General features: G+C 40.2%; 12 protein-coding genes and 2 pseudogenes. 6 read left to right on the forward strand and 8 right to left on the reverse strand.

The features are described from left to right. Positions 1-183 precede the first annotated feature (183 nt). The 3 genes and pseudogenes from E0709_RS05150 to E0709_RS12505 all read left to right on the forward strand — a co-directional run. Positions 184-369, forward strand: coding sequence for a hypothetical protein (locus E0709_RS05150; protein WP_132300887.1), 186 nt, complete (start codon positions 184-186; stop codon positions 367-369). Between the two features lie 160 nt (positions 370-529). After that, complete coding sequence (locus tag E0709_RS05155) at positions 530-766, forward strand: hypothetical protein (protein ID WP_135107930.1); 237 nt, start codon at positions 530-532, stop codon at positions 764-766. Next, a pseudogene (locus E0709_RS12505) lies at positions 657-1,040 on the forward strand (fibronectin type III-like domain-contianing protein); the annotation flags it as partial. The gene E0709_RS05155 and the pseudogene E0709_RS12505, both read left to right, overlap by 110 nt. A gap of 70 nt (positions 1,041-1,110) precedes the next feature. Here E0709_RS12505 and E0709_RS05165 read toward each other — a convergent pair. The 5 genes and pseudogenes from E0709_RS05165 to E0709_RS05185 form a co-directional block, all read right to left on the reverse strand. After that, positions 1,111-1,258, reverse strand: a pseudogene (locus E0709_RS05165) (LptF/LptG family permease); the annotation flags it as partial. A gap of 217 nt (positions 1,259-1,475) precedes the next feature. Further along, positions 1,476-2,924: an NAD-dependent succinate-semialdehyde dehydrogenase gene (locus tag E0709_RS05170; RefSeq protein ID WP_132300883.1), complete on the reverse strand. Its 1,449-nt coding sequence runs from the start codon at positions 2,922-2,924 to the stop codon at positions 1,476-1,478. Positions 2,925-2,939: 15 nt separating this feature from the next. Then, positions 2,940-4,133 (reverse strand): iron-containing alcohol dehydrogenase, encoded by a 1,194-nt coding sequence (locus tag E0709_RS05175; protein ID WP_132300881.1) that lies wholly within the window; start codon positions 4,131-4,133, stop codon positions 2,940-2,942. After that, a complete protein-coding gene (locus E0709_RS05180) occupies positions 4,126-5,532 on the reverse strand; it encodes a hypothetical protein (protein ID WP_132300879.1) in 1,407 nt (468 codons plus the stop codon). Before E0709_RS05180 ends, E0709_RS05175 begins: the two co-directional genes overlap by 8 nt. A 180-nt stretch (positions 5,533-5,712) precedes the next feature. Further along, complete coding sequence (locus E0709_RS05185) at positions 5,713-6,714, reverse strand: LacI family DNA-binding transcriptional regulator (protein ID WP_132300877.1); 1,002 nt, start codon at positions 6,712-6,714, stop codon at positions 5,713-5,715. Between the two features lie 656 nt (positions 6,715-7,370). Here E0709_RS05185 and E0709_RS05190 point away from each other — a divergent pair. Further along, a complete protein-coding gene (locus tag E0709_RS05190) occupies positions 7,371-8,330 on the forward strand; it encodes an NmrA family NAD(P)-binding protein (protein WP_132300875.1) in 960 nt (319 codons plus the stop codon). 97 nt (positions 8,331-8,427) lie between these two features. Here the strand turns inward: E0709_RS05190 and cydC are convergent, their stop codons facing one another. From cydC to E0709_RS05205, 3 genes are all read right to left on the reverse strand, one after another. Next, entirely contained in the window at positions 8,428-10,086 is a 1,659-nt protein-coding gene (cydC, locus tag E0709_RS05195; RefSeq protein ID WP_132300873.1) for a thiol reductant ABC exporter subunit CydC, read from the reverse strand. Then, positions 10,079-11,833 carry an ABC transporter ATP-binding protein/permease gene (locus E0709_RS05200; protein ID WP_132300871.1) on the reverse strand — a complete coding sequence of 585 codons (1,755 nt, stop codon included), beginning with the start codon at positions 11,831-11,833 and terminating at the stop codon, positions 10,079-10,081. Before E0709_RS05200 ends, cydC begins: the two co-directional genes overlap by 8 nt. Before the next feature lie 215 nt (positions 11,834-12,048). Continuing rightward, positions 12,049-13,332, reverse strand: coding sequence for a citrate synthase (locus tag E0709_RS05205; RefSeq protein WP_132300869.1), 1,284 nt, complete (start codon positions 13,330-13,332; stop codon positions 12,049-12,051). Positions 13,333-13,639: 307 nt separating this feature from the next. On the opposite strand from E0709_RS05205, the gene sucA reads away from it, so the two are divergent. Both sucA and odhB read left to right on the forward strand, forming a co-directional pair. Then, positions 13,640-16,450, forward strand: a complete 2,811-nt coding sequence (gene sucA, locus E0709_RS05210; protein WP_132300867.1) for a 2-oxoglutarate dehydrogenase E1 component — start codon at positions 13,640-13,642, stop codon at positions 16,448-16,450. A gap of 34 nt (positions 16,451-16,484) precedes the next feature. Next, complete coding sequence (gene odhB / locus E0709_RS05215) at positions 16,485-17,702, forward strand: 2-oxoglutarate dehydrogenase complex dihydrolipoyllysine-residue succinyltransferase (RefSeq protein ID WP_132300865.1); 1,218 nt, start codon at positions 16,485-16,487, stop codon at positions 17,700-17,702.

A 17,702-nucleotide genomic window follows, 5' to 3' on the forward strand; every position in this document is an offset into this window, starting at 1 on the left:
CTAAAAAATTTCCTTATATTTGTCTCTAATTTGTTACGCTATACTTAGAAACTTTACACAATAGGAAAAAAGCCATGCTCACACGTCGTAAACTACTTAAAACCACTAGTCTTTCTGTATGGGCTGTTCTTTGGAGAACGCCTATGGGCAGATGCACCACTTCCCCCAGCACAAATCATCACTATGGAAAACTTCCCTAACGCACAATTTTTTGAAAAAGCCCACTACCAACTTGCCAAACAAGCCGCTGGCGAAGGGATTGTATTGCTCAAAAATAACGGTGTATTGCCACTGAAAACAGGTACAATTAGTTTATTCGGCAGTGGGACCAGACAGACTAAAAAAAGGGTACAGGATCGAGTGATGTGAATGAGCGTTATCTGGTAAGTATTGCTGACGGCTTAACTAAAATAGGTTTTACGCTGAGCAGCACCGCTTGGCTAGATAGTTATGACAAGATTTACCAAAAAAACGTGCGGTATAGAAAAAAAGCATTAAAGACAAAGTCGCTCAGGGCGAAAATTTTACCTTGACTTATTTTGCCACGCATTTTTTCAATCCTACGGAAAATAGCATTGCCGATAGCGATGTGGCAGGCACGCAAACGTCTGTTTATGTGATTAGCCGTTTGTCGGGCGAAGGGGTGGATCGCAAGAATGTTAAAGGCGATTTTTTATTGTCCGACAGCGAAACACAAAACCTGCAATGCCCTGGGCGAGTTGGGGCAGAATGTGATTTTGCTTATCAACACAGGCGACTTGATTGATTTGTCATTCCTGTCGCAAATCGGTGTAAACATCAAGGTGCAAAATACAGGTAACCGCAGCGGTAAAGAAGTGGTTCAAGTGTATGCAACTTTGCCCAATATTCAAGGGATACAGCGTCAGCCAAAAAAATTAGTCGCCTTTGCCAAAAGCCAAAACCTTAGCCCACAGGCAAGTAAAATTCTTGCTTTAACGGTAAACGTAGCCGATTTAGCACGCTTTGACCCAAGCCAAACAGTGTGGGTGATTGATGCTGGCTATTATGGCTTGTCTGTCGGCAACAGCTCGACAGATTTGCAAAACATCGCCACACGCACTAACAAATTCTGCCCCATACTTGTGGCGCGCATCACTAAATCGGTCGGTACTTTACCGTTCACCGCGGAATTGAGCATACGCACTAACTGCTGGCTAAAGAAAATCACCAACAGGATAAACAGAATCGCTATCTGACTTTTAAAAATTTCTTTGGTTAAATATCGGTTTAAAATCACTATCTTGTTCTCGAGTTTTTGGGATTATCTTGAAATCAGGTATTCCCTAAGGAAAATAGGGGGTATTTTAACAGATAATCAAAGCGTGAGGAGATTTTGACAGTTTTTTGATTTTGGAAATAAGTAAATTTGTGAAGTAAAACGAGAAGAAAAAATTGCAAATGTGCGCCAAAATTTTGATGCACATTTGCTAGTTTTGCCACGACAACCTTTATCTCTACAAGCCCCCCAGCGCCAAATACTTCATTTCCACATACTCATCAATGCCGTATTTCGAGCCTTCGCGCCCAAGTCCTGACTGTTTCACGCCGCCAAAAGGCGCGGCTTCATTTGAAATCAGCCCTGTGTTGATGCCAACCATTCCATATTCGAGCGCATCAGAAACTTGCACAATGGTTTTGATATTTTGGGCATAAAAATAAGACGCTAAGCCAAATTCGGTGTCGTTCGCATACTCAATCGCTTGCTCAATAGTGTCAAATTTAAACACGGGCGCAAGTGGGGCGAAAATTTCTTCTTTGGCAACCAGCATTTCGCTTGTGGCATTTTTGACAATAGTCGGCTCAAAAAACAGACTTTCACCGAGCCGTTTTCCGCCAGTAACCAGTTCTGCGCCTTTAGCGAGTGCATCATCAAGGTAGGCTTGCACTTTTGCAACCGCATTTTCATCAATCAAAGGCCCGATCTGCACGCCATCATCTAAGCCGTTGCCGATGTTTAATTCACGCGTAGCATTGCTGAATTTTTCTACAAATTCATCATACACGCTCGATTGCACATAAAAACGATTCGCGCACACGCAAGTCTGCCCAGCATTGCGGAATTTTGACAAGATTGCGCCTTGCACGGCACTCTCAATATCCGCATCATCAAACACAATAAAAGGCGCATTGCCGCCAAGTTCCAGTGAGACTTTTTTAATGGTACTGGCACACTGTTTCATTAGCGTTTTACCCACAGGGGTTGAACCCGTAAAACTAAATTTTTTAACGCGATCATCAAACGTCAGCACTTCACCGATTTCACGCGCTGAACCCGTAATCACATTAAACACACCTTTGGGAATGCCTGCTTGCTCGGCTAACACCGCAAGCGCCAAAGCAGAATAAGGTGTTTGCGAAGCAGGGCGAATGATGAAAGTACAACCTGCCGCGAGCGCTGGTGCTGCTTTACGCGTAATCATTGCATTCGGGAAATTCCAAGGAGTAATCGCGGCACACACGCCGATCGGCTGTTTATTCACCACAATACGCTGAGTCGCACTCGGCGCAGGAATGGTATCGCCATACAGGCGCTTCGCTTCTTCCGCAAACCACTCAATATAGCTTGCGCCATAAGCGATTTCCCCTTTCGCTTCCGCCAGTGGCTTGCCCTGTTCAAGGGTGAGTAACAGCACTAAATCGTCTTGATGTTGCATAATCAGCTCAAACCAACGGCGCAATAAGTTTGCCCGTTCTTTGGCAGAACGCTTTTTCCATCTGTCAAACGCCTTACTCGCAGCCTTAACCGCTTCAAGCGCTTCATTTCTACCCATATTAGGAATTGTGCCGAGCAAGCGTTGATCCGCAGGATTCGTTACCGCAATGGTCGCGCCATTTTGTGCATCAAGCCAAAAGCCATTGATGTAGCATTTTGTTTGGAAAAGAGATGAATTTTTGAGTTTCATTGTATATTCCTTGTCTTAAATAAAGCCTTTGCCATTGAAAGCGGATTGATAAATCGCCTGTATATCTTGCAAAGAGAGTAGCATAGGGCTGCGTTGCAATAAACGTGTTTGTTTAATCGCATCGTTACTTAAAGCGTCTAATGCGTCTTGTGGAATATTAAAATCTTGCAATGTGGCTGGAATGCTGACTGTATTAACCAGTTCTTTTAAGGCAATAATACATTTTTTTGATGCTTCTTCGGCGGATAAATTCGCCACATCAAAGCCCATTGCTTGGTAAATATCCTTTAATTTTTCGGCGCACGCTGAGCGGATATAGCCCATTACATAGTAGAGCAACACCGCATTTGATTCGCCGTGTGCAATATGAAATTGCCCACCTAACGGATAAGCTAACGCGTGTACGGCGGCACAACCTGCATTAAAAAAAGCAAGTCCTGCTAAATAGCTGCCGTAACTCATATCGATTCTTGCTTGGCGATCGTTGCCATTTTTCACGGCTTTATCCAGCGATCGAGCGATCAATTTGATGGCTTGTAACGATAATCCTTCGCTAATCGGCGTGGCATTGACTGAAACATAAGCTTCAATGGCGTGCGTGAGTGCATCAATGCCTGTAGCAGCAGTTACTCGTGCTGGCACAGAGACCGTTAATTGTGGATCGACAATTACCGAATCGGCTAATAAATAATCGTGCACCACCACATCTTTACTGCTAGCTAACGATAAGACGGAAATATTGGTTACTTCCGAGCCTGTTCCTGCTGTAGTCGGGATCATAATTTTAGCTAAGCCTTGAGATGAGAGTATTTTCAAGCCTGTGAGATTAAGATAATCCGCCACATTGCCGTCTTGTGTCGCAAGCACTGCCACCAGTTTAGCTAAATCTAACGCACTGCCTCCCCCCAGTCCGATGACCAAATCTGCATTTTGCTGACGTGCAAATTGCACCAGCTTTTCTGCCACCGCAAGCGGTGGCTCAGCCACCACATCGCTATTTACTACAGAGCTTACGCCAATTTGTTGCAGTGTATCGACAATTTGCTTGGTTAAACCACTTTGCGCTAAAAAAGGATCGGTAATAATCAGCACATTTTTTGCCCCAAGGCGTGCCACTTCATCGGGTAATACGCTTAAACAGCCCCAACCGTGAAAATTTCTTGTGGTAAATGTGGTTCTAAGTACGAGAGATTCAGTTGCATTAGTCATTGTGTTCTTCCTTCAGTTGTTTATCGTGATCTTTGGTGAAAGTATAGTCCACTTCACCACGGAAAAAGTCTTTGCCATAAATCAATAAGCAGAGAATAATCCCGGCAGCAAATGCCCAAGCTGCACCTTGCATACATAAAATTGATGCCACAATGCCAGCAATACCTAAATCTTTGCCACTTTTGGCTTCTAACACACCAATTTTCATATTCACATAGCCTTGAATTAACAAGGTTAAAGCCAGTGCCACGCCCAGAATCGGTTGAACAAGGCTGACAATCGGCATTAATAACAACCCTGTATTTGTCCCCCAACGGAAAGAACCGATACCGCCGAAAAAGGAATCCATCGCTTTACGTCCTTTTTTCCAACGTTCGATCATCACCACTTGCATTGCTGACCAAATCGGGCCACACATCGTAACATCAGGGCCAATAATGCTCATCACCGTATTACGTCCACCAAAAATTAAATGCGCACGGCTTGATTTATATTCCACTTTTTCATCCGCACGCTGTTTCTGACCGTCTGCAATTAACGCTTTATTTTGCAAAATATCGCCGAACAACACAATGTAAGTGGCAAGCACAGTAGGAATGGCAGAAAGATACATTGCAAGTGGTGGAAAACCAACGCCAAACACCGTGTATTCATTCCATAAGGTTTTAAAATCAGGGTGCGAAAATTCCCATTTAATCGTAGGCCAGCTTGCTTCACCAAACAGTGGCGCAATCAGCACGGCTAAAATAATAATCGGGAAAATCCCCAATTTGCCCAAAACACTAAAAAACGGATATTTCGTTTGTAACTGGGCAAAATGCGTGGAATAAAGCAGATAAAAGCCAATCCCCACTGCAATACTAATTGACCAAGGGAAGCTTTCAAAGCGTCCGCCCACTTTAAAAATCGAGATAATCGCCGCAAAGCCTGCGCCAATAATAATGCCTGATTTAATCGCAGACGGAATAACTTGCACGATTTTAGACGCGAGTTTGGTTGTGCCTAAAAAGATCGAAAACAATCCGAGCATCATTTGAAAGGCAATCAGTGAATGGATTCGCTCAGGGCCTTCGGGGAATTGCTGGCAGTAAACCATAATTAGCGGAATGGCTGGGGTAATCCACCCTGGCACGCAAGGATCGCCCAATAAATGGTGTGCTAAATAAAACAAGCCATTTAACACCACAATCGCAAGTGCGACTTCAAACGGCATACCTAATAATTGCGTTAATAAGGGGATCGCCGCAAGATCGACCGCACACATCAGCAAGCCTTGCAAATAATCGGGCCATTCAAAGCGATAATGAATAAAAGGTAAGCGAATTTGAAATGGGCCACAAGGGATATAAGGGGAGACTTCGCCGTCTTGGCGTGTTTTCCACGTATTGAATAGTTTCATATTTCTCTCCAAACATACAAAGTATGCGAACAAACAGAATGAATGGAATGGTGTAACAATACCGCACGTTACATCGGTTAAAACAGCTTAAGACATAAAAATGAATACGTAATCATATTTATGAATACGTATTCATTTTAGAAGTAAAAAAGAAAAGATCAACAATTTTTTAACAAAAGATCAGATTTTTTGCGTTGAACCACGCAAAAAGAGTGAAACGGGCAGGGTGATTCTAAAGTCATCTTGTGCATTCGGTTCAGTTTCGATCATCTCAATCAATTTTTTGATCGCCATTAACCCCAAACAAAGATTATCTTTATTGCCTACAGTGGTGAGCTGGATTAAGTGATTTTGGCTAAGTTCCACATTATCAATGCCAATCACGCTAATATCTTGTGGGACTTTAAGCCCCAAAGAGACTAACACATCCATTGCGTCAATCGCAATTGCATCGGTTGCGGCACAAATGGCAGTGGGTAGTTTACCTGATTGATGTAGGCGTTGTAGTAGTTTTTTCAGATCGGGACGATCGAGATGTTTATAGTTAATGGAACGTACCTTAATCTCCTGTTTTTTCAACTGTTTTAAGCCCTGTTTAAAACCTAAAAAACGATTTTTAAAGGTACTGACAATATCCGATGCGCCAATCCATAAAATATCTTTATGACCATAATCCAGCAAATGTTGCAACGCTTGAACGCCTGCAGCAAAATTATCAATTTCAACAAACTGCCCCACGTTATTATGGCGGCGATTAAAGCTAACAAAAGGCAAGCCCAGTTTTTGTAACTGTTCAACAATAGGATCATTGAGCAAGACACAGGACATAATTAGCCCATCAATTTTATGACTTAACGCCAATTCATAAATGCTTTTAGCATTTTCAACGGTCGAAAAATGCACGTTCACTTTATAACCAAGCGATGTGGCATAATTGACAATATGCGTTGTGGTATCCACATAAAAGGGATTAGATAAAGGGCCTGAAATCAAGGAAATAGCATAGGTTTTTTTGGAAACCAAACTTCTTGCATTGGCATCGGGTATATAGCCTAGCTCATCTATCGCTTTTAAGATTTTTTCACGCGTTTTCTCTTTGACAAGCTCAGGATAATTCAGCACGCGCGACACGGTTGCCTGCGAAACCCCTGCTTTTTTGGCGACATCTTTAGATGATGGCATAACTATTCCTACCCGATTATTCCTACAGATAACGAAAAAATGCTAGAATGAGTACAATTTGCGTAACAATTTTGTTTTTGCGTTACGCTAAAATGTGCGCCCATTTTTTCAGTGCAATTTACAAAATTCCTGAAAAATTAAGGCGCATCATACCTTTTTTTGCTATTTTTGACTATGAAAAAATCACAGGAGTAATGATGCAATTTAGCTTAAACACGCGAGCAATCACAAGTCAAACAAGTGATATTGTGGAATTTCTAATAATTGATGCGGTATATATAAGCAAATTAAGGTAGGCATCAGGATAAAGTAGCTTCCCGGCGGTGGCGATTTGATTAGGCGTGACAACATACTCACGGTTGCAATAATCAAGCACCGAAAAATCAGGAAATTAATGACATTTTATATTTACTTTATGATTAGATAGATAAAGAAAATACTATCATTCATAATGTCAAATCACAAATTTAAGATGGAAATGAAATGCTTACACGCTTTTTTAGATTAAAAAACAACCAATATGCTTTTCTTTATATCAATATGTTTTCTCTTTCAGCGATTGATTTCGTTGTATAAAAAGATTACTTGAATTGTACAAAATAAAACCATTATACTTCGTTTTAGATGATAAAAATTAATCAATAACGGAGCAAAATATGAAATATTTAGTTACAGGTGCAGATGGTAAATTAGCAGGACGTGTTGCGGAAATTATGTTAGAAAAAGTCAGTGGTAACGACTTGATTTTTACGGTGCCTAATTTGGCACGATTAAATTCGGAAAAACGGGCTAAATGGGAAGCTCAAGGCGTGATGGTACTTGAAGCGAATTATGACAATCAAGAGCAAATGATGGAAGTCTTTTCAAAGGCAAACCGCATATTCTTTATTTCCAGTATCCTTAATGGTCCAAAACGTGTGGAGCAACATCGCAAAGTGATTACTGCTTGTGTGGCTGCCAAAGTGCAACACGTTACTTATACATCGTTTTTTGGTGCGAACCGAGAGGGCTATAATCAGTATGTATTGCCTGATCACCGTGCCACTGAAAAAATGTTGAAAGAAAGTGGTTTGACCTATAACATTATGCGTAACAATTTGTATATGGAAAACTATCTCACTACATCTGTGATGTTAGCCATGTTAAGCAACAATGTATGGGGAAGCAATGCTGGTGAAGGCAAAGTCAGCTGTATTTGCAAAGATGATAGTGCGGAATGTGGAGCAGCGTTGTTATTGGGCAAAGGTGAGCCGAATAAAGATTACGATTTAACCTGTTCGGAAGCACTTAGTCAGCGTGAGATGTGCGAAATGATTGCCGAAAAATCAGGCATTCCTTTTGTGTATAAAGCGATGAATGATGCAGAATTTTTGGCTTACTTGCAAGCCTTGCATATTCCAGAAACTACCGATGGTGATTTCTCAAAATCCCCACTACCATTTTGTAGCAACGATATGGTGACCAACGAAGGCGGTATTGCCGAAGGTCAAATGGGGATTGTAACACACGATGTGGAAAAATTAACAGGACATAAACCACGTGAAGTACGTGATTTGCTTGATGAATATAGCTATGTATGGAAAAACAAAGTGAGCCACTGGCGAGATCTGTATTAGAAAAGTGCGGTAGTTTTTTATTGTTTTTTGGCTAGTTATATATGATATAACCTTGTTTAATGCTGTGAATATGCACAATATTCACAGCATTATATATTTACGACACTCGCCCATTCTCAATATGAATCACCTGATCGCAAATTTGCATGGTTGAGGTTCGGTGGCTGACTAAGATAATTAATTTCTCTTGTTTTACTTTAAGTAATGCCTGTAAAACCATGGCTTCATTTAAGCTATCTAAGTTACTTGTAGGTTCATCAAGTAAAATAATTGGGGCATTATGTAAGAAGGCTCGGGCAATGCCAATGCGTTGTTTTTCACCGTCTGATAGGCTGTTACCCAATTCGGTAATTTTCGTTTCATAGCCTTCAGGTAAGCTCATAATAAAGTCATGAATAGATGCTTTTTTAGCCGCTTCAATAACCTGTTGTTGGCTGGCATGGCGTTTTGCCATGATAATATTTTCATAAATACTTTCATTGAAAATATAGGTTTGTTGCGTAATGTATGCCATATTTTCACGTAAACTTTGAGTGTTGATTTGGGTTAAATCTATGCCATTGATTTGAATATGACCAGATTGTGGATCGTAAAAACGCATTAGCAGTTTCAACAAAGTGCTTTTACCACTGCCACTACGTCCGTGAATACCTAAAATTTGCCCTTTATTTAAGCTGAGATTGATGTTAGACAGAATCTGTTCATCAGCATAAGCAAAATGAAGACCTGTAACGTTGATTTGTTCAATTTTTGCTAAATTTACACCGCACTTTACATCGTCTAGTACAGGTTTTTCATGCAGTAAACCCAGTACTCGTTCACCGCTGGCAAGGGTTTGTAATAAATTATTGGAAAGATTACTTAATGCAATTACAGGACCATAGCTTGACATCAGTAGAATAACGGCAATCAGTAAGCCACTGAAATCAATTTGTTGATAATAGAATAAAATTAATCCAGTCGCTAAGATCAACATATTAAACAATGAAACTGCTATTTCTGTATAGGCACGCACTTTAGATTCTTGTGCTTTTATGCGGAAAAAGGCTTGATCGATGGCTTGGCTACGTTGATTAATTTGTGCTAACCGCTGGTCTTCATAACCAAATAATTGGATTTCTTTCATGCCACGAATGCTGTCAAGAAAATAATCATTCATTTCACCGACTAATTCACGGTATTTTCTACCTTCATCACGAGCCATGGCAGTGGTAATGGTTGGTAGAATAAAGCCAATGGTGAGATAGGCAAGCAAAGCGATTAAGACAAACCAAACAGAAATAGCCCCAAATACCATGAGTAAAATCGCCGATGTTAAAATAGCAATAGCAATAGGTGCTATGGTGTGAGCGTAAAATACTTCCAGTAATTCAATATCATTGGTGACTAATGATAATAATTGCCCTGATGGTTTTTGTTGTAATTTATCAAAAGCCAATCGGCGTAGGGCGGTGAAGACTTTATCACGCAATAGTGCTAATAATTTAAAGGCAATGTAATGCCCTGACATTTGTTCTAAATAACGTAGGATACCACGAGCGATAGCCAGTACAATCAGTGCGGTAAGAATTTGGCTAAAAGTAAAGTGAGTGGCAAAACCTGCTAGATTCACTAATCCGATTGCTCCCAACACAATAATAAAAATCGCCGCAAGGAAGCCAAGCGTTCCCATAATAATGGTGAAACTCATAATATGAGCTAATGGTGTGACTAATTTGAGCAAATGCCACATGATGATAAATCCATTTTTACGCATAATTTGCTCCTGTTCTGATATTTTCTAAGGCTTTTTGTTGGTTAAACATTTCTGTATAAAGCCCTTGTTTTTCCATGAGTTGCGAATGTGTTCCTTGTTCGACTAATTGCCCGTTATCTAACACATAAATTTTATCCGCTTGTACCGCATTGGCTAAACGATGTGAAATCATGACAATGGTTTTTTCAGCTTTAAGTTGATGAATAAACTGCAAGATAATTTCTTCACTTTCTACATCAATATTGCTGGTGGCTTCATCAAAAATATAGCAACTGGCATCGTGTAATAAGGCTCGAGCTAGGGCTAAACGTTGAATTTGTCCGCCAGATAAATTATTACCACGACTTAATAATGGCATATCTAAACCGCCATTTTCTCGCACAAAATCAGCCAAATTAACTTGGCTTAACGCTTGATAAATTTGTTCATCGCTAGCGTTTATTTGTGCCATCAGCATATTTTCTCGTAATGATCCTTTGAAAATATAACTGCTGTGGCTGACTAAACAAATTTGTTGATAGAATGAAGTGCGGTGCAAATCAGAGCTGTTTTTGCCATTAAACAGAATTTGTCCTTGTTGTGCGTGGTTAAAGCCCATTAACAGGGAAACTAAGGTTGATTTTCCACAGCCACTTTTCCCCACGAAAACGGTTAATTGATGGGGGTGAATGGTTAAGTTTAAGCCATTGATGGCATTTTTTTCAGCTGAATAGGCAAAATGTAAATTTTGTAATGTAATTTGAATGTTATTTTTTTCATCAAAATTCACCGCACTTTCAGCTTGGGTTTGTGTTATTGGTGTGTCTAATAAGGTGAAAATTTTATCTGAAGCCGCTTTACCATTCATGGCAACGTGGAAAAATGAACCAAGTAAACGTAAAGGAATGAAAAATTCAGAGGAAAGTAGAATAAATAGAATGACCGCAAAGACGGTTAAATGTCCTGCTTGGAATTGCAATAATGCGGTTAAAATCCCAATCGCCGCACCACCATAAGCTAATAAATCCATCAGCGAAACAGAGTTTAGCTGCATAGTTAGCACTTTCATGGTGATTTTACGAAAATGTTCCGCTTCAATATCCATTTGTTTCGCTTTATAGTCATCATCTTGGTAAATTTTGAGGGTGACTAGCCCTTGTAAGTTATCTAAAAAACTACTGCCTAATCCCACATAAATCGCCCAATATTTGGCTAATAGTCGTTTAGCAATTTTATTGACTGCAATAATTGAGATCGGAATTAAGGGGACGCAAACCAATAAAACCAGAGCGGTCGGTGCACTAAAAAAGACTAAAAAAAGAAATAAAGTCAGCGGGGCAAGTAAACTATAAAATAATTGTGGCAAATAACGTCCGAAATAGATCTCAATTTGTTCTACACCCTCTGAAGCAATTTGCACTAACGAAGAAGTGGATTGTTGATTAACCTGATTTAACGGCATAGAGGCTAATTTCTGATAAATTAAGGTTCTCAATTTATGTTTAACATGGGTGCTAGCATAGTAAGATGCTTTGCCTGCCATTTTCCCTGCAAACACACGCAAGCTCAATGCAGCAACTAAAACAATAAAAAAAATCACCGCACTTGTCAGGCTTAGGGTTTGCTCAAAAGCCTGATGCAGACACCAAGCAAATGTGACCGCAGTGACAATACTGCCAACCAACGCAAGCCAATTCCACAACACAGTCGCAGCAATCCATTTTTTGCTGTCTTCCACTGTGTTAATCAGACGTTTATCTATCATCATGATGTTAAGTTTCCTAAAATTTATGTTTATTCAGAATAAATTTGAATCGTCAAATATAAGGTGTTTAAAATTTGTTAATGGGTATTAAAGATTTATACACTTTATACAAAGTGATGGAACTATGGGCGTTTAATTATAGTGATAAGGGAAAGACTAATCAAATGATAATAAAATAGGGGGAATTATATCCCCCTATGTATTGATGATAAAATATTTTATTCAGCTAACTGATTAAATTCTCGTTGTGTATGACCAGTATAAACTTGGCGTGGACGAACGATTTTTAAGGTGCCGAAATCATACATTTCTTTCCAGTGTGCTATCCAGCCAACGGTACGTGCTAATGCAAAAATAACCGTAAACATAGAAACAGGAATACCAATCGCTTTTAAGATAATACCAGAATAAAAATCAACATTCGGATAGAGATTACGCTCAATAAAATATTCATCCGTTAAGGCGATACGTTCTAATTCCATTGCCACTTTTAATAATTGGGTTTTAATACCTAATTCTTGTAATACTTCGTGACAGGTTTCACGCATCACTTTGGCGCGAGGGTCGTAATTTTTATACACACGATGTCCAAAGCCCATTAAGCGGAATGGATCATTTTTATCTTTCGCTTTTTCAATAAATTCCGGAATACGATCGACAGAACCGATTTCTTCTAACATCTTAATACAGGCTTCATTAGCACCACCATGAGTAGGTCCCCAAAGTGACGCAATACCGGCTGCAATACAGGCAAATGGGTTGGAACCAGAAGAGGCCGCGGTACGCACGGTTGAGGTGGAGGCATTTTGTTCGTGGTCAGCATGGAGAATAAAAATACGGTTCATCGCTTTTTCTAGCACGGGATTAACTTGATAAGGTTCGCAAGGAGTAGCAAACATCATATATAGGAAATTACCAGCATAAGAAAGGTGATTTTGTGGAAACATAAATGGATGCCCAATGGAATATTTATAACACATTGCCGCCAGGGTTGGCATTTTCGCTAATAAACGAAGAGCAGTTAAATTACGGTGTTCTTCATCACTGACATCCAGTACATTGTGATAGAATGCGGCTAATGCACCACTGACCCCACACATTACTGCCATGGGGTGCGAATCTCGCCGGAAACCATGAAAGAAACGGGAAAGTTGTTCATGGACTAAGGTGTGTTGACGGATAACTTGAGTAAATTCGTTATAATCTTTTTGGTCTGGGCGTTCGCCATAAAGTAATAGGTAAGCAACTTCTAAATAGTCTGCGTTCATGGCAAGGTCATGAATCGGGTAACCACGGTGCAATAAAATCCCTTTATCGCCATCAATATAGGTAATTTCAGATCTACACATAGCGGTGGACATTAAGCCGGGGTCAAACGTGAATAAATGATTTTTACTCAGCTCTTGCACATCAATGGCATCATAGCCTAAAGATCCCTGATGTACTGGCAGATCAAATTCTCTACCATCACTTAAAGTTAGTTTTGCTGTTAAATTAGACATAGGTCACTCCTTTTTTGTCTTTGTTATTTGTTGTGTTTATGTTAATTTTTTGTAAACTCAATAAATTTACTATATTACAGTATGTAGAGTTACAAATTTAAAATTATTAATGCAATCTAAATATAACTCCATTTTGCATGATTTGTCTTCAAAAATTTCTGTAAATTTTTTGTTAAATTTAAAAAGTGTGACATAGATCATATTTTTCTTTTTAAGAATAGGGTAAAGTTATATTAATTTAGATGATGTTTATAAAATCTAAATTTTATTTATGATGGATGTTAAATTTAATGTAGGTAGGAACACGATGCAGAATAATTCATTTCAACAGTGGCTAGAGCAAAGTGCGTTATCTGGAGGCAGTCAGTCTTATATTGAAGATCTTTATGAAAATTATCTTGAAGATCCTGATTCAATAGAAGTGAGCTGGCGAGAAGTTTTTAATTCTTTAGCAAAAAATACCGCAGTTTTGTACCAGCCGGAACAAGCCCATTCCCCCATTCGTAATTATTTTCGCCGTTTGGCGCTTGAAAAGTCACCTAAGGGTGTTACCGTTATTGATCCTAAAGTGGGAGAACGTTTAACGAATGTATTAAGATTACTCAATGCTTATCGCTATCGCGGGCATTTATTAGCGGATGTTGATCCGATTAATTTGCGTGAAAAACCCGAAGTGCCAACTTTGGATTATCGCTATTATGGACTGACGGAAGCGGATTTAGATGAAGAGTTTGATTTGAGCGATCATGTCTTTAATAAAGAAAAAATGAGCTTGCGTGAATTGGATGATGCCTTAAAGAAAACCTATTGCGGTAAAATCGGTTTAGAATTTATGCACATCAACGATTTAGATGCTCGTATTTGGTTACAAAAAAGAATGGAAGACTGGGCGAATAACAGACACTTTAGCCTGCCAGAACAAGAAAAATTATTATCCGAATTGACCGCTGCCGAAGGGCTAGAACGTTATATTGGGGCGAAATTTCCAGGTGCAAAACGTTTCTCTTTGGAAGGGAGCGATGCCTTTGTGCCACTAATCAAAGAAATTATTCGCCAAGGTGCGAAGCAGGGGGCAAAAGAAATCGTGTTTGGTATGGCTCACCGTGGTCGTTTGAATATGCTGGTGAATGTATTAGGTAAAAAACCAGCGGAATTATTTGATGAATTTGCCGGTAAACACCAGGGTAATGGTACCGGAGATGTAAAATATCATCAGGGTTTTTCCTCTGATTTTATGACTGATGACGGTCGTGTACATTTAGTCTTAGCGTTTAACCCGTCACATTTAGAAATTGTCAGCCCAGTGGTCACAGGTTCGGTGCGAGCCAGACAAAAACGCCTAGGTGATGACGATCATAGAAAAGTATTATCCGTAACGGTACATGGTGATAGTGCGTTGGCTGGTCAAGGCGTGGTACAAGAAACCTTAAATATGTCTGATGCACGTGGTTATACCGTGGGAGGTACCATTCGTATTGTGATCAATAACCGGATTGGTTTTACCACTTCTTTCCCAAAAGATACACGCTCTACGGTTTATTGTACGGACATTGCTAAAATGATTGAAGCGCCAATTATTCATGTTAATGGTGATGATCCTGAAGCGGTGGCGTATGCAGCTCGTATGGCAGTGGATTATCGTGCGTTATTTAAACGGGATATTTTCATTGATTTAGTTTCCTATCGCCGTCACGGACATAACGAAGCCGATGAACCGTCAGCCACCCAGCCGATGATGTACAAAAAAATCAAAGCACATCCAACCCCACGCCAAGTGTATGCCGATAGATTGATTAACGAAGCGGTGATTAACAATGAAAAAGCCACCAGTTTTATTAATAACTATCGTGATGCTTTAGACCGAGGTGAATGTGTGGTCGAGGAATGGCGAGAAATGAGTTATGATCGTGTGGATTGGTTAAAATATTTAAGCCAAGAATGGACATCTGATTATGAAAGCCGTTTTGACGTACAACGTTTTAAAGCGTTAGCTCATTGTGTTTCACAATATCCTGAAACGCATCCGATTCATTCTCGGGTTGAGAAAATTTATGCCGATCGGGCATTAATGGCAAAAGGGGAAAAATTACTCGACTGGGGCATGGGCGAAACCATGGCGTATGCGACGTTGCTGGATGACGGCTATCATATTCGTTTATCTGGTGAAGACTGCGGACGGGGGACGTTCTTCCATCGCCATGCTGTGTTACACTGTATTAATGACGGAACAGGCTATGTGCCATTATGTCATCTACATGATAAACAAGGTCATTTTGAAGTTTGGGATTCGGTCCTTTCCGAAGAAGCGGTACTTGCCTTTGAATATGGTTATGCCACCACGACACCAAAAACCTTAACCATTTGGGAAGCTCAATTCGGTGATTTTGCCAATGGGGCGCAAGTGGTGATCGACCAGTTTATCAGTTCTGGTGAACAAAAATGGGGCAGAATGTGCGGTTTGGTGTTATTACTGCCACATGGTTATGAAGGACAAGGTCCAGAGCATTCATCTGCTCGTTTAGAACGCTATTTGCAACTTTGTGCGCAACACAATATGCAAGTTTGTATTCCATCCACACCAGCGCAGATTTACCATTTATTACGTCGTCAAATGTTGCGTTCTGTTCGCCGTCCGTTAGTGGTGATTTCACCAAAATCTTTATTGCGCCATCCATTAGCGGTTTCTGCTATGGAAGAATTAACCGATGGCACATTCCAAAATGTGATTGGTGAAATCGATGAGTTAGATCCAACACAAGTAAAACGTGTCGTATTCTGTTCGGGTAAAGTCTATTATGATTTATTAGAACGCCGCCGTCAAAACAAGCAAACAGATGTCGCTATCATTCGAATTGAACAACTTTACCCTTACCCAGAAGATGAAGTACGGTCAATTTTGGCAGAATATTTACACGTGAAAGATTATGTTTGGTGTCAGGAAGAGCCGTTAAACCAAGGGGCTTGGTATTGTTCTCGACATAATTTTATCCAAAGCATTCCTGAGGATGCCAGTTTACGTTATGTAGGTCGCCCAGCATCTGCTTCTCCAGCAGCTGGATATATGGCATTACATAATGAACAACAACAGAATTTAGTAACTGATGCTTTAACTTTATAAGCTAATTTTTATGCACAATTAAAAAGGAAATATTATGAGTGATTTAGATATTCTTACCCCAGTATTACCGGAAAGTGTTGCCGATGCAACGGTGGTTAAATGGCATAAAGCAGTGGGCGAAGCCGTGAGCCGTGATGAAATTTTAGTCGAAATTGAAACCGATAAGGTGGTATTAGAAGTGCCAGCCAGCGCAAACGGTGTGATTGCTAGTATTACCGAAGCTGAAGGGGCAACGGTGGTCAGTAATCAAGTATTGGGTAAATTGAATACCGTAGTGGATGGTGCCCGTATCCAAAACCCAGCAGCAAGTGAGGTGGAAGCGACTCCAGCGGATCGCCACAGTGCTAATTTAAACCCGGAGCCAACCGCACAGGATCATCAAGAAGATTTAAGTCCAGCGATTCGTCGTTTAATTGCGGAACATGATTTAGATCCAAAAGCGATCCAAGGGTCTGGCGTGGGTGGTCGTATTACCCGTGAAGATGTGGAAAGTGTTTTAGCGAACAAACCACAAACTGCACAAACAAGCCAAGATTTTTCACAAGCCAATTTACGTAGTGAAAAACGTGTACCAATGACCCGATTACGTAAACGTGTGGCGGAGCGCTTACTTGAAGTGAAAAACACCACGGCGATGTTGACCACGTTCAATGAAGTGGATATGCAACCGATTATGCAATTACGTAAAAGCTATGGCGAAAAATTTGAAAAACGCCACGGTGTACGTTTAGGTTTTATGTCTTTCTATGTGAAAGCCGTAGTAGAAGCGTTAAAACGTTATCCAGAAATTAATGCGTCTATTGATGGTGATGATATTGTTTATCACAACTATTTTGATATTAGTATTGCGGTATCCACACCACGTGGATTGGTGACACCTGTGTTACGTGATTGCGATCAAATGAGCATGGCAGAAATCGAAAAAGCAATTAAATCTTTAGCGGAAAAAGGACAAAATGGCAAATTGACCGTGGAAGAATTAACCGGTGGAAACTTCACGATTACTAACGGTGGTGTATTCGGTTCGTTAATGTCAACCCCGATTATTAACCCACCACAAAGTGCGATTTTAGGTATGCACGCTATTAAAGATCGTCCAATTGCGGTGAATGGTCAGGTAGTGATTCGTCCAATGATGTATTTGGCTTTATCCTATGATCATCGTTTAATTGACGGTCGTGAGAGTGTTGGGGCGTTAGTGACGATTAAAGAATTACTCGAAGATCCAACTAGATTATTATTGGATATTTAA

It is taken from the genome of Lonepinella koalarum, assembly GCF_004565475.1.
GTDB lineage: Bacteria > Pseudomonadota > Gammaproteobacteria > Enterobacterales > Pasteurellaceae > Lonepinella > Lonepinella koalarum.

Excerpts from the sequence above, each read along its gene's own strand:
- cydC (WP_132300873.1), bottom strand. The coding sequence starts at position 10,086 with ATGCGTAAAAATGGATTTATCATCATGTGGCATTTGCTCAAATTAGTC.
- E0709_RS05185 (WP_132300877.1), bottom strand. The coding sequence starts at position 6,714 with ATGCCATCATCTAAAGATGTCGCCAAAAAAGCAGGGGTTTCGCAGGCA.
- E0709_RS05205 (WP_132300869.1), bottom strand. The coding sequence starts at position 13,332 with ATGTCTAATTTAACAGCAAAACTAACTTTAAGTGATGGTAGAGAATTT.
- E0709_RS05200 (WP_132300871.1), bottom strand. The coding sequence starts at position 11,833 with ATGATGATAGATAAACGTCTGATTAACACAGTGGAAGACAGCAAAAAA.
- E0709_RS05190 (WP_132300875.1), top strand. The coding sequence starts at position 7,371 with ATGAAATATTTAGTTACAGGTGCAGATGGTAAATTAGCAGGACGTGTT.
- E0709_RS05170 (WP_132300883.1), bottom strand. The coding sequence starts at position 2,924 with ATGAAACTCAAAAATTCATCTCTTTTCCAAACAAAATGCTACATCAAT.
- E0709_RS05180 (WP_132300879.1), bottom strand. The coding sequence starts at position 5,532 with ATGAAACTATTCAATACGTGGAAAACACGCCAAGACGGCGAAGTCTCC.
- E0709_RS05150 (WP_132300887.1), top strand. The coding sequence starts at position 184 with ATGGAAAACTTCCCTAACGCACAATTTTTTGAAAAAGCCCACTACCAA.
- E0709_RS05175 (WP_132300881.1), bottom strand. The coding sequence starts at position 4,133 with ATGACTAATGCAACTGAATCTCTCGTACTTAGAACCACATTTACCACA.
- sucA (WP_132300867.1), top strand. The coding sequence starts at position 13,640 with ATGCAGAATAATTCATTTCAACAGTGGCTAGAGCAAAGTGCGTTATCT.
- odhB (WP_132300865.1), top strand. The coding sequence starts at position 16,485 with ATGAGTGATTTAGATATTCTTACCCCAGTATTACCGGAAAGTGTTGCC.